Origin of the sequence: uncultured Shewanella sp., from assembly GCF_947491715.1 — a bacterium.
Lineage (GTDB): Bacteria > Pseudomonadota > Gammaproteobacteria > Enterobacterales > Shewanellaceae > Shewanella.
The window spans coordinates 45,315-58,050 of the sequence record NZ_CANLKR010000031.1 but is presented as its reverse complement, the minus strand read 5'-3'; the positions used below and the strand labels follow the sequence as shown (position 1 = coordinate 58,050).

The 12,736-nt window shown below is 41.7% G+C and carries 11 protein-coding genes; 6 read left to right on the top strand and 5 right to left on the bottom strand.

Going from position 1 to position 12,736, the window contains the following annotated elements; all coding sequences use genetic code 11:
* Positions 1 to 206 (top strand): hypothetical protein (locus tag Q0779_RS18100; protein ID WP_298774755.1); only part of this gene is annotated, 206 nt, incomplete at its 5' end.
* Between the two features lie 134 nt (positions 207 to 340).
* Here the strand turns inward: Q0779_RS18100 and prpF are convergent.
* From prpF to Q0779_RS18075, 5 genes are all read right to left on the bottom strand, one after another.
* A complete protein-coding gene (gene prpF / locus Q0779_RS18095; RefSeq protein WP_298774752.1) occupies positions 341 to 1,555 on the bottom strand; it encodes a 2-methylaconitate cis-trans isomerase PrpF in 1,215 nt (404 codons plus the stop codon).
* Entirely contained in the window at positions 1,555 to 4,161 is a 2,607-nt protein-coding gene (acnD, locus tag Q0779_RS18090) for a Fe/S-dependent 2-methylisocitrate dehydratase AcnD (protein WP_298774751.1), read from the bottom strand. The genes prpF and acnD overlap by 1 nt, the downstream gene beginning before the upstream one ends.
* A gap of 177 nt (positions 4,162 to 4,338) precedes the next feature.
* Positions 4,339 to 5,463, bottom strand: coding sequence for a 2-methylcitrate synthase (gene prpC, locus Q0779_RS18085; RefSeq protein WP_298774748.1), 1,125 nt, complete (start codon positions 5,461 to 5,463; stop codon positions 4,339 to 4,341).
* A gap of 381 nt (positions 5,464 to 5,844) precedes the next feature.
* Entirely contained in the window at positions 5,845 to 6,723 is an 879-nt protein-coding gene (gene prpB / locus Q0779_RS18080; protein WP_298774746.1) for a methylisocitrate lyase, read from the bottom strand.
* On the bottom strand, positions 6,710 to 7,408 hold the full coding sequence (locus Q0779_RS18075) for a GntR family transcriptional regulator (protein WP_298774765.1): 699 nt from the start codon (positions 7,406 to 7,408) through the stop codon (positions 6,710 to 6,712). Before Q0779_RS18075 ends, prpB begins: the two co-directional genes overlap by 14 nt.
* A gap of 368 nt (positions 7,409 to 7,776) precedes the next feature.
* Here Q0779_RS18075 and Q0779_RS18070 point away from each other — a divergent pair, with 368 nt between their 5' ends.
* From Q0779_RS18070 to Q0779_RS18050, 5 genes are all read left to right on the top strand, one after another.
* On the top strand, positions 7,777 to 8,586 hold the full coding sequence (locus Q0779_RS18070) for a sterol desaturase family protein (RefSeq protein WP_298774744.1): 810 nt from the start codon (positions 7,777 to 7,779) through the stop codon (positions 8,584 to 8,586).
* A gap of 22 nt (positions 8,587 to 8,608) precedes the next feature.
* Positions 8,609 to 8,974: an MmcQ/YjbR family DNA-binding protein gene (locus Q0779_RS18065; protein WP_298774743.1), complete on the top strand. Its 366-nt coding sequence runs from the start codon at positions 8,609 to 8,611 to the stop codon at positions 8,972 to 8,974.
* 318 nt (positions 8,975 to 9,292) lie between these two features.
* Complete coding sequence (locus Q0779_RS18060; protein WP_298774741.1) at positions 9,293 to 9,640, top strand: hypothetical protein; 348 nt, start codon at positions 9,293 to 9,295, stop codon at positions 9,638 to 9,640.
* 153 nt (positions 9,641 to 9,793) lie between these two features.
* The gene (locus tag Q0779_RS18055) at positions 9,794 to 10,507 is read left to right on the top strand and encodes a hypothetical protein (RefSeq protein WP_298774739.1); all 714 of its coding nucleotides are present in this window, start codon (positions 9,794 to 9,796) and stop codon (positions 10,505 to 10,507) included.
* A gap of 842 nt (positions 10,508 to 11,349) precedes the next feature.
* Positions 11,350 to 12,420 carry a serine hydrolase gene (locus Q0779_RS18050; protein ID WP_298774737.1) on the top strand — a complete coding sequence of 357 codons (1,071 nt, stop codon included), beginning with the start codon at positions 11,350 to 11,352 and terminating at the stop codon, positions 12,418 to 12,420.
* The last annotated feature ends 316 nt before the right edge of the window (positions 12,421 to 12,736 follow it).

Genomic DNA, 12,736 nt, shown 5'->3' with positions numbered 1-12,736 from the left:
CAAGCATCAGGATATTAAATTCAACAAGGGGATTTATGAATTATTTATCATTAGCAAAACACATGGCCACCGATGTGGAAGCCGCAAAGACGGACAAGCATCAGGATATTAAATTCAACAAGGGGATTTATGAATTATTTATCATTAGCAAAACACATGGCCACCGATGTGAAAGCCGCAAAGACGGACAAGCGTCAGGATATTAATTTAATCATGAAGTAAAAGGCTTTATACATTTCCCTATTATTCACCAATATTGATGAACGGTATTCATTTCAATAAGAGCATAAAACAGCAAAAATATGTTTACACTCTTATAAAAATGAAGATAACAGCTGAATTAAAAGGCCCCCTTTGGCACTCGCACCCAGCCTTCCATCAACACGCGTGCACTGCGACTCATAATGGCTTTTGTTACTTGCCACTCACCACCAAGCTCACTTGCTTGGGCCCCCACTTTAAGCGTGCCAGAAGGGTGACCAAAACGAACATTACCAGAGTGACTGTATCGCTCATCCCCCCCTGCGGCCTCATAAACTAATGTGCCTGAAATAGCCGCAGCCACGCCAATCGCCACAGCAGCGGTTCCCATCATGGCATGATGCAGTTTCCCCATAGACAAGGCACGTACATTAAGATCGATCATATCTGTCGTGATGGTTTTTCCGCTGGATGACACGTACTCTTTCGGCTCACTCACAATTGCCACTTTCGGTGTATGCGCCCGTAAATTGGCGTCATCAACATGAGAAATGAGGCCCATTTTCACCGCACCATAAGCGCGAATAGTTTCAAACATAGCCAAAGCTTGCGGTGAGCCATTAATGACCTCTTGCAGCTCGGTGCCTTGATAACCAATATCTTCCGCCTTAATGAAAATCGTCGGGATCCCTGCATTAATCAAGGTCGCCTCAAGCACGCCATTGCTCGCAATATCAACAGGGACACTGAGTTCATCAACAAGGTTACCCGTTGGAAACAACGCACCTTCGCCATCGGCGGGTGACATAAATTCCACCACCACTTCGGCTGCCGGGAATGTAACACCATCAAGCTCAAAGTCGCCCGTTTCTTGAACGTCACCGTTAATCATAGGCACATGAGCAATAATGGTTTTACCTATATTTTTCTGCCAAATACGCACCACAGCAATGCCATTATCGGGCACGCGCGTTTTATCCACTAAGCCTGAATTGATAGCAAACGCGCCAACAGCCGCCGATAAATTGCCACAATTACCGCTCCAATCCACAAACGGTTTATCGATGGCCACTTGGCCAAACAAATAATCCACATCATGATCAGCCTGCATACTCTTGGATAGAATCACCGTCTTACTGGTACTAGAAGTGGCGCCGCCCATGCCATCGGTTTGTTTACCGTAGGGATCGGGACTGCCAATGACACGCAATAAAAAAGCATCTCTTTGGGGCCCCGCCTCTTGCAGCGCAATCGGTAAATCGTTGAGATTAAAAAAAACACCTTTACTAGTACCGCCGCGCATATAAGTCGCGGGGACTCTTATTTGTGGCGGAAAAACGTGAGACGTTGACATTATGCCGCTCCTTTTTCTAAAAAGTCCTGCGCGAAACGCTGCAGCACACCACCCGCCTCATAAATAGACACTTCTTCTGCAGTATCGAGTCGACAAGTCACCGGAACATGAAGCTCTTCGCCATTACGTCGATGAATGGTCAGTGTTAAATCAGCCCCTGGAGTACGCTCGCCCACCACATCATAGGTCTCAGTGCCATCGATTGCATAAGTGTGACGGCTCTCCCCCTGCTTAAACTCCAGAGGTAACACGCCCATGCCGACTAAATTAGTTCGATGAATACGCTCAAAACCCTCTGCAACAATGACCTCAACACCCGCTAAACGCACGCCTTTCGCCGCCCAGTCACGAGATGATCCTTGGCCATAATCGGCCCCAGCAATAATAATCAAGGGTTGTTTACGTGCCATGTAAGTCTCAATAGCTTCCCACATGCGCGACTCAACACCTTCAGGCTCAATACGAGCAAAAGAGCCTTGCTTCACTTCAACTGGCCCTTCTTTTCCGATTTGCGTCACCATTTCATTAAACAGCTTTGGATTAGCAAAAGTGGCCCGTTGCGCCGTTAAATGATCGCCTCGGTGAGTGGCGTAAGAATTAAAGTCAGCTTCAGGAAGTCCCATTTTATGTAAATAAGCCCCCGCAGCACTATCAAGCATGATGGCATTAGACGGTGAAAGGTGATCTGTAGTGATATTGTCACCCAATACGGCCAGTGGACGCATGCCTTGCATGGTTCGCTCACCCGCTAATGCGCCTTCCCAATAAGGAGGGCGACGAATATAAGTGCTCTGAGGGCGCCAATTATATTGAGGATCATTATCCTTACCGTATTCAACCTTAATATCGAACATCGGCTCATACACTTGACGAAATTGCTCAGGCTTCACACTGGCGTTCACGACGGCATCAATTTCTTCATCACTGGGCCAAATATCTTTCAGTCTGACATCTCGTCCTTCTCTGTCTTGACCTAATACATCTTGCTCAATATCAAACCGTATGGTTCCCGCTATTGCATAGGCCACCACTAAAGGCGGTGAGGCTAAAAAGGCTTGCTTAGCATAAGGATGAATACGGCCATCGAAATTACGATTACCAGACAATACCGCCGTGGCATAGAGATCTCGGTCAATCACTTCTTGTTGAATAAGCGGGTCTAACGCGCCACTCATACCATTACAGGTCGTGCAAGCAAACCCTACTATCCCAAAGCCTAATTGCTCCAGTTCGGGTAATAACTTTGCTTCTTCAAGGTATAATTGCACCGCTTTAGAACCTGGTGCTAGAGAGGTTTTCACCCAAGGTTTACGCATTAAGCCTTTGGCATTGGCATTACGCGCGAGCAAGCCTGCCGCAATCACATTTCTTGGATTAGAGGTATTGGTACAACTGGTAATTGCAGCAATAATACAGGCGCCATCGGGCATTAAGCCAGCGTCATTTTCAACCGTACCACTAATGCCTTTGACGGCTAAATCCGTTGTCGATACCCGGCGATGAGGATTTGAGGGGCCAGCGATATTGCGTCCCACAGATGATAAGTCAAACTTAAGAACACGCTCATATTCGGCCTCTTTTAAGCTGTCACTCCACAAACCACTTTGCTTGGCATAGGTTTCAACAAGATTAACTTGCTCTTCACTTCGCCCTGTCAGTTTTAAATAATCAATGGTCTTCTCATCGATATAAAACATCGCCGCTGTGGCGCCAAATTCAGGCGTCATATTAGCAATCGTCGCGCGATCACCTAATGTCAGCGCACTGGCCCCTTCGCCGAAAAACTCTAAATAAGTCGATACCACTTTTTCATTGCGTAGAAATTCGGTAATGGCCAATACAATATCCGTTGCCGTGATACCACTTTGGCGCTGTCCCACCAGCTCCACGCCAACAATATCCGGTAAACGCATGTAAGAAGGACGACCTAGCATGACGCTCTCTGCTTCTAATCCCCCCACACCGATGGCGATCACACCTAAGGCATCCACATGGGGTGTATGACTATCGGTTCCCACCAAGGTATCAGGAAATGCGATGCCATCACGTGATTGCACCACAGGCGACATTTTTTCTAAATTTATCTGATGCATGATCCCATTACCCGGTTGGATCACATCGATATTTTTAAAAGCCGTTTTCGTCCAATTGATAAAATGAAATCTGTCTTCGTTACGCCTGTCTTCAATCGCGCGGTTTTTTTCAAACGCATCGGGATCAAACCCCGCATGCTCAACAGCCAAAGAATGATCCACAATCAACTGTGTCGGTACCACAGGATTCACTTTTGAAGGATCGCCCCCTTTATCGGCAATAGCATCCCTCAAACCCGCCAGATCCACTAACGCCGTTTGGCCCAAAATATCATGACACACTACGCGAGCCGGATACCAAGGAAAGTCTAAGTCTCGTTTACGCTCAATGATCTGAGTCAAACACGCGGTTAATTTTTCAGGGCTGCAACGACGAACCAAATTTTCGGCATAAACACGCGAACTATAAGGAAGCTTCTTATAAGCCCCCGGACTGATAGCATCAACAGCGGCTTGAGTGTCAAAATAGTCGAGCGCCGTACCAACTAATGGCTTGCGATAAAGGGTATTCATAATTTAATTCCATGTACATCACGAGATAAACCGATTTATTTCAACAATATGTCTGTATTAAAAAGCAAGGTTAGCAAAACAAAAGACGGGATAATCTCGGAATAAAACTCACACTAAACACAATGTTAATGTCATTAGATCAACAAAGGCAGCCAATGCTGCCCTGATCATGACAGCTTATCGTTCACTGATCGGCATGACTTTACGGGGTTCCTCACCAATATAATCAGCGCTAGGCCTAATAATACGGTTATTTGAACGTTGCTCCATCACATGTGATGCCCAGCCCGTTAAGCGTGAACACACGAAAATAGGCGTAAAGAGTTTCGTGGGGATCCCCATAAAGTGATACGCAGAGGCATGGAAGAAATCAGCATTACAGAAAAGCTTTTTGCTATCCCACATGAATTCTTCACAGGCAACAGAAATATCATACAGTGAGCTATCACCAAACTCTTGCGCCAGTTTTTCAGACCAAGACTTAATAATCACATTGCGAGGATCCGATGTGCGATAAATGGCATGGCCAAAGCCCATGATTTTTTCTTTACGCTCAAGCATGCCTGCCATTTGTATTTTGGCATCACCTGGCGACTTAAAGGACTGGATCATATCCATGGCCGCTTCATTTGCACCACCATGCAATGGGCCACGCAAGGTACCAATTGCCCCCGTAATACAAGAGAACATATCCGATAAAGTCGATGCACAAACACGAGCGGTAAAGGTCGATGCGTTAAATTCATGTTCTGCGTATAAAATGAGTGACACATCCATCACACGGCAATGCAGCTTTGAGGGTGCCTTACCCTTCAATAAATGCAAAAAATGCCCTGCTAACGACTCTTCATTAGTGACGCAATCAATCTCAACATTGTCATGAGAGAACTTATACCAATAACACATGATGGCGGGAAAGGCAGCCAGTAATCGATTAGCCGCTTGTTTTTGTGCATTAAAATCCATTTCAGGTTCTAAATTACCTAAAAAAGAACACCCTGTACGCATCACATCCATAGGGTGAGAATCAGCAGGAATACGCTGTAGCACTTCCTTTAAGGCTTGAGGAAGATCCCGTAATGAAAATAATTCTGTTTTATAGGTATCTAACTGAGATTCATTGGGTAATTCACCATTAAACAGTAAGTAAGCCACTTCTTCAAAAGAGGCATTATCAGCCAGATCTGAAATATCGTAACCTCGGTAAGTCAAACCAGATCCTGACTTACCCACTGTACATAACGCCGTTTCACCTGCACTTTGACCACGAAGGCCTGCGCCCGCTAATTTCTTATCCACCATCACTAAATTCCTTTCATTGGTATGCTGTAACTCATTCACATTATTGGGTACTGATAGCTGCCACTCAGTAAATCGCCCTTAAATAAAGGAGATATAGGGCCTGTTGACCTTTCGAGGTTAAATTATGTCCGAGATAAACGTGTTTTAATCGAGGCGGGAGGAGTGACGCCTAGTGATCTAAGTCCTCTTTCTTTAACAAAGAGGCTCTCAACAAAGAGTAAAACACATTTAGCCGGATCCTACGGACAGCGTTTGTGACTCCCTTCTACGGCGTTATCACTTGTTTATGTAGAATAACTACACCACACAAGCTCTGCCTTGTATAAAGAACCCACAAACTGCTGCAGAAATCATCACCAAAGGTCAACAGGCCCTAGCTTATTAGAGATTTTTCCCTTCGGCAAACAAATTGTCTAGTTTTTGCTCATAATCGTGATAACCCAAATAATCATATAGATCCATTCGCGTTTGCATGGAATCCAGCACCGCTTTTTGATCGCCATCTTCTAATATAGCCCCGTACACTTGCTCTGCAGCCTTGTTCATAGCTCTAAAAGCACTAAGTGGATACAGCACCATGGCTGCCCCCCACTCTCCTAGCTGCGCTTTATTCCAAAGCTCTGTTTGCCCAAACTCAGTAATATTAGCCAAAATAGGCACATTTAACGCCTTTGAAAACGCACGATAATGGGCCTCTGTTTTCACGGCCTCGGCAAAAATACCGTCTGCGCCCGCCGCCACATAAGCTTTGGCACGTTCTATTGCCGCTTCTAACCCTTCCTGTGCAAAGGAATCCGTACGGGCCATGATGAAAAAATCAGGATCGGTGCGTGCATCTACCGCCGCTTTGATGCGATCCACCATCTCCTCGGTCGATACAATCTCTTTATTGGGCCTGTGACCGCAACGCTTTTGAGCCACCTGATCTTCCATATGCACAGCGGCTGCCCCCGCTTTTTCCATATCGCGTATGGTTTTGGCAATATTAAATGCACCGCCCCACCCCGTATCGATATCAACAAGTAAAGGTAAATCACAGGCAGAGGTAATACGCTGCACATCAACCAGCACATCGTTGAGAGACGTCATGCCTAAATCAGGCAAGCCGTAAGAGGCATTCGCCACACCACCACCGGATAAGTAAATGGCTTGATGCCCAATTTTTTTCGCCATAATGGCCGAATAGGCATTGATCGTCCCCACCACTTGTAAAGGATGATTGTCTGCTAATGCTTGACGAAACTTCTTACCTGCACTCATTTTTCTCTCCCTGCTGTTTTTCAAGCTTGCTTTGTATATTGTTTTTTGAATATAAAATATGCCGTCTCATCAGCATTTCAGCTAATTCTTCATCCCGATTGGCAATGGCCTGTACGATATGTTTATGCTCATCAAAGGCGGTAGTGACACGAGGACCGCTCATGCCTAGTTGTACACGGTACATACGCACTAAATGATAAATGCCATTTAATAACAAATTGATGAGATGATGGTTTTTACTGCCTAAAATAATACGATAATGAAAATCCACGTCACCGGCTTCTTGATAATAAGACTCACCCGAACGCACTTCATCAAAATGGGTTTTCAATAATCCATTGAGATCGCTAATCTCAATTTCTGTCATGTTTTTGGCCGCCAAACGTGCCGCCATTCCCTCAAGGGACTCTCGCACTTGATATAATTCAATTAACCCTTCTCGAGTTAAGCTCACCACCCGCGCGCCCACATTCGCTTTTCGCTCAACTAAATGACAAGACGCTAAACGATTGATGGCCTCACGAACAACAGCGCGGCTCACTGCATACTTTGTCGACAATTCAGCTTCACTTAATTTAGCGCTAGGCGCAATCACACCTTCAACAATATCTTTTCTTAGCTGAAAAAAAGTCTTATCTGCTGAAGTAATCGCGTGTTCTTCGGTTTGTTCAAACAAAAATGTCATGGTGAATAAACAACATAAAAATACACTAATTGTCGACAATGTAGGCTTTTTATCGACCTTAGTCAAGTTTTAAGCCAATTATTGTCGACAATAAGGGGTAAGAGAAAGCAGGCTCACTTATACCCAAAAAGGAATGAGATAAAGACACAAAAAGCCCAATAAAAGTAAACTTAATACATTCGCCTCACTGAAATCGTAAACATGATTTGAACAAATAGAAAACCTAACAAGCAAGGGTATTTAAAATAACATATTAAAAAGATTAGAATTACATTTCACGATTAAACCAACTCACCAAACTTGCCAAGATTGTTTTTAAATAAAAACAATGATAATAATGATTATTATTTAGTATAATGGGCAACTCAATGATTAAGGAATATGTTTTATTTGTAGCCTTGGGCTTACTCCTCCAACTCGCTTCAATGATAAAGCCTTTCAGAAAACAAGTGAAAAATGCAGAAAAAACGTTAGATCTAGTGGGCTGTATTTATGTTTACCTTGTGAATATAGGATTCTTTATGCTCATGGCTAGCCCCATTTTGTTTGTTTCTGAATTACCCTTCATGCAAGCTTGGTATCAGTATACCGCCCCTTTATCCACAGGTACGCTATTAGTGATCCATCTACTACTCATCGATTTGTTGTCTTACTGGGCACATAGGATCATGCATCAACAATGGTTATGGAACATACATGCTTTCCATCACTCACAAAAGCATATTTGGTGGCTAGGAGGAATGCGAGCTTCACCCATGCATGTCATGATGATGGGATTACCGATTATTATCACCGTGATTTTATTTCCTGCACAATTTGGCTCTTGGCCCAGTTTAGTTATCCTGATTTTATTTTTGGCAAACCAGCATTGGCTTCACACTAATGTCACTTTTCCATTTGAAAATAAACTCGTATACTTACTGGTAACGCCACAAATGCACTTTGTACACCATAGTAAAAAAAGACATTTTTCTGATTCGAATTATGGGTTTATGTTTTCTATTTGGGATCGATTATTTGGCACTTATACTGACTATAAAGAACATCCCAAAGATGACATATTAGGATTAAACTATGCCAATTCAACGCTCAGATTAATGTTAGGCTTAGGGCCAAAACGAAAATTAAACACCACTGTGATCAACACAGAAACAACAATAAAAGAAAAAATACAATAATAAGGACATGAAGGCAGTCACTATGACCCATGATGAGTTTAATGACTTCTGTAGCACTTTACCCGCCACGACATATGTCATGCAATGGCGGGGCTCCCATGTATGGAAAGTCGGTGGCAAAGTATTTGCCATTGGTAATTTAGGGAAAAACAATCAACCCACATACACCTTTAAAGTGTCCGAGCAAAACTTTGTTTTTTTAACAGCGCATTCAGGCTATCAACCCGCTCCCTACTTTGCATCCCGTGGCATGAAATGGATACAGGCACACGATTGCAGCAAAGACACATTTGAAGCATTAACTTATTACTTAACGCAATCTCACCGAATTGTGTCTTCTGGCCTCACTAAAATAAAACAACAACAACTGGGCATTGCTCGGAAGTAATAGCTCGGAAGTAATAGCTCAAAAAGAATAGCGCCGAAGTCATAGAACAAGAGTTATCGATACTCTTTTTTATCAATACTGGGTTTTATCAATACTCTGCCTCATAAATCGTCTCATAAATGCTCTTTAGACCAATGGCATTTTTTGTATCGAATATCACATCATGGACACAGGAGAAACAACCTAGCTTTGATCGATAGCGCCCTCTTTACTATCGAAAAGAACACAGCCGATAGTCCAACCAAACAAATCTTACTCCCTATATTGATGATGCTATAAACTTATTCCGAATCATTTTTTGCATTGGCATTCTCAAACTTGAGTGCAAGCGGTAAAGCTGTTGATGTTAATGGTATCCCCGTTATTGGCGAGCAAATAGTCGTTTTTACTTTTGTAAATGGCGAACGGGTAACTAGAACCCTTACAACAGATGAATCGGGACAATTTACGGCCGCATTTGACTTACCTAGTTGTCGTGGTGAAAAGGTAGAAACCCTCGCCTCTAACTTTGGCACACCTAGGGATATTTGGGAGGTCGCTTATAACATAGCTCAAATTGTTTATATGGTTCCTCTCTCTCAGATTGTGGATGAGAGTAAATTTCATGATAATTATAAATTTATTCACATTTGTGATGAAACACTAATCGAGCACATTAATGGTTAAACCATCAGGTTTATAACGTGAGTACTAAGGTACTCACGTTCTTGTTATCTCAAGCGTTCAATTCCACATAAAAGCACTTTAGTTAATATCAATCTTGCCGATAACTTTTTTAACGAACTGAAAGGATCACAAGCCCTTTAAAAGGAAGTAAATATGAAAATCACCTCTGCAATACCAGTTCCACTAAACTCACCCACGCCAGCGCAACACATTAACAAACTACCTGTCACTCCATCAACAATGCATGATGACACGAATCGCTCCAACAACACTATTTCAATTCCACCTCAGCAACATACCGCAACCATTACCACGAAACTATCGCCAGTAGAGCAAAGATCTAAAGTCGAGTCGGCCTTACTGAAATTTGAAGTCTACCTTGAAAAAAGAGATACCGCGGTTAAAGACACGGTCTCTGAAACGCAACGAGTATTAGCTGAAGTAGGATCTGAACAACCCAGTTTATTGACTAAAACGTTCGATTTTACCCATACTGGTGACGAGATAGAGGTTATTAATCACAATTTATCAGATCGGGAGTACAATTACCTTAAAGCTAAGCTTAATGGTAATGACAAATTAGTTGAGGCTACCGGTTTTTTAAATACAGCCTTAGCCACAGAAAAAAGTGGTCCAACAGCATCAGGCGATCACCTCAAGTACACAGAAGAAGATGTCGCTGGTCGAATTCATATTAGAGACGTGATAGAAAGAGCGCAAAAGAAAACAGAAGATTATATCGCATCCCACCAACCGGGAATGATCTCAAAAACAAGTAATCAGAAATACATGGACACAGATGATACTCTCATCAATACACTTAATATCATTTTGAGTACGGGAGTCAGTTTTAAGGCTATAGTTTGAGTATTCATTTACATATCGATTGTTTGATAAAGATGCTTCTAATCGAGCAACAGTTTGTTTTTAAATGTTAATTAATAAGATAAACCCTCACCTTCGCTTCCCGTGGAATGAAATGGATACAGACACACAATTGCAGCAAAGACACGTTTGAAGCATTAACCTATTACTTAACGCAATCCCACCGAATTGTGTCTTCTGGCCTCACTAAAATAAAACAACAACAGCTGGGCATTGCTCAGGAGTAATAGCTCGGGAATAATAGCTACAAAGTCATAGAACAAGAATTATCACACTCTGCTTTATAAATCGTTTTAATCGACACTTTTTTGGAGAGGGGGAAGTGAGAATTTCAGTTATCTCTAAGACCGCTTGTCGATATCAACATCACAAAACCTTTACTTTTAGCATAAAAAACAATAATGTAACAAAATAAACGTTAAATTTAATATTTTGAAGATGTAGAATGAGTTTTCCTAAATGTAGCGTTAGTTGTATCAAATTATCGTTCTGAACAAACTGCTAAGAAAATTTCGGTACTAAAGTCACAAAACAAACTTGCCAACTATTTTCAATATATTAGTTATTTTGATAATAAATACTTTCAAGTTAAAAATATAAAAGCACGTCATAAAAACTTGTTTAATAAAATTGATAGTCACTGAATGACAAATAATTTAACCATTTTACATCCACAACAAAAAACCCGCTAAGGAAAAAACCGTATATTATCAACCAGTTGACAAGCCTGTGAGCTCATTGCAAAAAACGTCGGTAATATAACAAGATGACTTACGCAATAATTATTCTCTCATAAAACTAAAATATATAATCAGGAATAAACCATGCACTCTCGTTTTATATTATTTTTTACCTTTATCATAGTATCAACCACTTTACGAGCTGATGTGCTAAAGAACATAGAACAGCATGTGATTGAATTTCAGCGTGAACAATCGCCAGCGGTTAGTTATGCTGTTACCCATAAAGGCAAATTAATTTATGCAGGAGGCGCAGGTAAAGCTAACCTGGAACTGGCTGTTGCCGCTCATAATGAAACTGTTTTTAGGATTGCCTCAATCACCAAGCAGTTTACTAGTACTGCAATTATGATGCTGCAAGAACAGAATAAATTATCCATTAAGGATAATATCAATCAATATCTTCCTGGCTTCTCAACTAAGGGAAACACAATCACGATAGAAAATCTGCTGAATCACACATCAGGGATTAAAATAACACCAAGCTTTATTAGTCAATTAGATGTAAAAGACAACACTGCGGCGTCGCCTGATGAAATGCTGGCTTGGTTAGCCAAAGAAGTTGTATTCACGGAACCAAGAACAGAGTTTAGCTACAACTTTATTAACTATAACCTTCTAGGTAAGATAATAGAGATTACGTCAGGAGTAAGTTATAAGACCTTTATAGAAGAAAATATTTTTAAGAAAGTAGGTATGCACAACAGTCAATATGACGGACCTCAGCTTATATTGAACAGAGCGACTGGCTACAGTTTAAACAAAAATAAAGAATATCAACACGCCCAATTCGTTGATATGACCTGGCCTTATGCATCAGGAGCAATAGTTTCTACGCCTACTGACTTGGGAATTTGGCATAATGCATTGATAAATGGCAAGTTAATTAGTCATGAAAGTTATAAAGCCATGACGACGCCACTTAAACTAAAAAACGGTCAAGAATACCCATATGGTTTTGGTTTGTTCATAGAAAAGATCGGCATGTTCTCAACTGTCCATCATGGTGGAAACCTGCCTGGATTTGCCTCTGACTCGCTTTACTTTCCAGAAAAAGAATTATATATATCCGTGATGATGAATGGCGATGGTTATGCTAGGCCTTTGTCATTGTCGATAGCTGCTGAAGTATTAGGAATAGAATCGATTATGTAAAGTAACGAAATTATAGCTAACTTAAACTGTGGAAGTATTAATTGTAACCACTATCATTTCCGCTGACGAACAGAGTGATTATAGACTGCAAATATCAATGTCTGCTTACAGTTTAAGAGCAGGCATTTTTTTGAGCGGCTTCATCTCATAAATTCGTTCTGTAGAAATCAATACAACTGAGCCAGAATATCCCAAGCACACTCAACCAACACCAATTAAATCCAGCTATAAAATATGATCAAATTTCATGAAAAAGTTTACGTATGTGAATGGAAAACACAACCTTAGCCTACTGTAAGCAATAAATCCCATAAGG

Excerpts from the sequence above, each read along its gene's own strand:
- prpF (WP_298774752.1), bottom strand. The coding sequence starts at position 1,555 with ATGTCAACGTCTCACGTTTTTCCGCCACAAATAAGAGTCCCCGCGACT.
- acnD (WP_298774751.1), bottom strand. The coding sequence starts at position 4,161 with ATGAATACCCTTTATCGCAAGCCATTAGTTGGTACGGCGCTCGACTAT.
- prpC (WP_298774748.1), bottom strand. The coding sequence starts at position 5,463 with ATGGTGGATAAGAAATTAGCGGGCGCAGGCCTTCGTGGTCAAAGTGCA.
- prpB (WP_298774746.1), bottom strand. The coding sequence starts at position 6,723 with ATGAGTGCAGGTAAGAAGTTTCGTCAAGCATTAGCAGACAATCATCCT.
- Q0779_RS18075 (WP_298774765.1), bottom strand. The coding sequence starts at position 7,408 with ATGACATTTTTGTTTGAACAAACCGAAGAACACGCGATTACTTCAGCA.
- Q0779_RS18070 (WP_298774744.1), top strand. The coding sequence starts at position 7,777 with ATGATTAAGGAATATGTTTTATTTGTAGCCTTGGGCTTACTCCTCCAA.
- Q0779_RS18065 (WP_298774743.1), top strand. The coding sequence starts at position 8,609 with ATGACCCATGATGAGTTTAATGACTTCTGTAGCACTTTACCCGCCACG.
- Q0779_RS18055 (WP_298774739.1), top strand. The coding sequence starts at position 9,794 with ATGAAAATCACCTCTGCAATACCAGTTCCACTAAACTCACCCACGCCA.
- Q0779_RS18050 (WP_298774737.1), top strand. The coding sequence starts at position 11,350 with ATGCACTCTCGTTTTATATTATTTTTTACCTTTATCATAGTATCAACC.